Here is a 2,828-nt window from a genome sequence, read left to right on the forward strand (position 1 = left end):
CTTCTTCCTGGCCCACCAACTGATCGACGACGAAGCCGATCCGTTGAGTGCCCACCGAAAGGATCACCACATGGCCCTCGCGCTGCTCTTCGTGAGCGGCGGAGCTGACCAGCCAGCGCTTGAGGTAGAACAAGGGCAGCGCCTTGTCCCGCACGATCACCACTTCCTGGCCGTCCACCACGTTGGTGCGCGACAGGTCGAGGTGGAAGATCTCGTTGACGTTCACCAGCGGGAACGCGAACGCCTGGTTGCCGAGCATGACCATCAGCGTCGGCATGATCGCCAGGGTCAACGGGACCTTGATGACGATCTTCGAGCCTTTGCCCTTGGTCGAGTAGATATTGATGGTGCCGTTGAGCTGGGCGATCTTGGTTTTCAYCACGTCCATGCCCACGCCACGACCGGACACGTCGGAGATCTCGGTCTTGGTCGAGAAGCCCGGCGCGAAGATCAGGTTGAAGCAATCGGACTCGCTGAGACGGTCCGCCGCATCCTTGTCCATCAAACCTTTTTTCACGGCGATACCGCGCAAAACGTCAGCGTCCATGCCCTTGCCGTCATCGGAGATGGACAGCAGGATGTGGTCGCCTTCCTGTTCAGCGGACAGAATCACTTTGCCGCTGCGAGGCTTGCCCATCGCTTCGCGATCAGCCGGCTCTTCGATACCGTGGTCGACCGAGTTGCGCACCAAGTGGACCAACGGGTCGGCCAGGGCCTCGACGAGGTTCTTGTCGAGGTCGGTTTCTTCGCCGACCAGTTCCAGGTTGATCTCTTTCTTGAGCTGGCGAGCCAGGTCGCGAACCAGACGCGGGAAGCGCCCGAAGACTTTCTTGATTGGTTGCATCCGGGTCTTCATGACCGCGGTTTGCAGGTCGGCCGTGACCACGTCGAGGTTCGACACGGCCTTGGACATGGCTTCGTCGCCGCTGTTGAGGCCCAGACGAACCAGGCGGTTACGAACCAGTACCAGCTCGCCGACCATGTTCATGATTTCGTCGAGACGCGCGGTGTCGACCCGCACGGTGGTCTCGGCTTCGCTGGTTGGCTTTTCCGCGGGCGGCGCGGCCGGGGCACGAGCAGGAGCCGGCGCTGCGGCGGCAGCAGGCTTCGGTGCTTCTGCTTTGGGCTCGGGGGCTTTTGGCTCGGGTGCCTTGGCCACAGGTGCTGGTGCCTTGGCAACCGGAGTCGCTACCGAAGCAACAGCAGACGCAGTGCCCACTTCAGTGAACTTGCCCTTGCCATGCAATTCGTCGAGCAGCGATTCGAATTCATGATCGGAGATCAGATCGCTACCGGCCGCAGCGGCGGTTGGCGCAGCCGGGGCTGGCGCCGAAGCGATTGCCGATTCCAGCGCATCGACCGCAAAGTTGCCTTTGCCGTGCAACTGGTCGAGCAGTGCTTCGAACTCGTCGTCGGTGATGTCGGAGCTGTCGCCGGCGGCTTTCGGAGCAGCCGGAGCAGCAGGCGCAGCGGCTACTGCATCGGCGGCGAACTGGCCTTTGCCGTGCAATTGATCGAGCAACGACTCGAACTCGGCATCGGTGATTTCGTCACTGGCGGCTGCATCGGCGGCAGGCTGCGAAACAGGCTGCGCAGCCGCTACGGGCGCCTCGGCCTGGGCCTTGACGGCGTTCAGCGAGTCCAGCAGTTGTTCGAATTCGTTATCGGTAATGTCGCCCGATTCGCTTTCGGCGACCGGTGCTTCAACCACTTCAGCGACCGGCGCCGGTGCAGCTTCCATTTGCGGCTCGGCCAGACGGGCCAGCGCCGCGAGTAATTCAGGCGTGGCAGCCGTGATCGGGCTGCGTTCGCGGACTTCGCTGAACATGCTGTTCACCGCGTCCAGCGCTTCGAGAACCACGTCCATCAGTTCCGAGTCGACGCGACGCTCACCCTTGCGCAGGATGTCGAACACGTTCTCGGCGATGTGACAGCACTCCACCAGCTCGTTGAGCTGGAGGAAGCCGGCGCCCCCTTTTACAGTGTGAAAACCGCGAAAAATTGCATTGAGCAAGTCCGCATCATCAGGTCGGCTTTCCAGCTCGACCAGCTGCTCGGACAGTTGCTCTAGAATCTCGCCGGCCTCAACCAGGAAATCCTGAAGGATCTCTTCATCGGCGCCGAAGCTCATTAAGGGGGTGCTCCTACAGGTCTAAAAACCCAGAAAACTAAAATCCAAGACTGGATAACAAATCGTCCACATCGTCCTGACCGGACACAACGTCTTCTCTTTTATCGGCATGAATCTGCGGACCTTCACCCTGAGAGAGATGTTTTTGTGGATCTTTTTCAGCAAGCATCGCCTCACGGTCGTGTTCGATACCCGCAAAGCGGTCTACGTGACTGGCCATGAGCACGAGCTTGAGCAGATTGCTTTCAACTTCGGTGACCAATTGGGTCACACGCTTGATCACCTGACCGGTGAGGTCCTGGTAATCCTGGGCCAGCAGAATGTCGTTGAGGTTGCTCGACACGACGCGGTTGTCTTCACTGCTGCGTGTCAGGAAACCATCGACCCGCCGGGCCAGTTCGCGGAACTCTTCAGCCCCGACTTCGCGACGCATGAACCGTCCCCAATCCGTGCTCAGCGCCTGGGCTYCATCGCTCAGGCTGTTGATCAGCGGCGTGGCGTTTTCCACCAGGTCCATGGTGCGGTTGGCCGCGGCCTCGGTCAGCTTGACCACATAGGACAGGCGCTCGGTGGCATCCGTGATCTGAGACACTTCCTCAGCTTGCGGCATGTGCGGGTCAATCTGGAAATTGACGATCGCGCTATGCAGCTCGCGGGTGAGCTTGCCCACTTCCTGATACAGGCCGCGGTCACGGGT

Annotated in this window: 2 protein-coding genes; both read right to left on the reverse strand. The window is 60.5% G+C overall.

Annotation, left to right across the window (positions count from 1 at the left end; all coding sequences use genetic code 11):
* On the reverse strand, positions 1-2,131 hold a 2,131-nt coding region (locus tag AC1DLB_RS26770), incomplete at its 3' end, for a chemotaxis protein CheA (RefSeq protein ID WP_477785983.1).
* A 37-nt stretch (positions 2,132-2,168) separates the two neighbouring features.
* Positions 2,169-2,828: protein phosphatase CheZ (locus AC1DLB_RS26775; RefSeq protein ID WP_477785984.1), on the reverse strand; the 660-nt coding region annotated here is incomplete at its 5' end.

The organism is Pseudomonas sp. 05N434 (assembly GCF_056396965.1).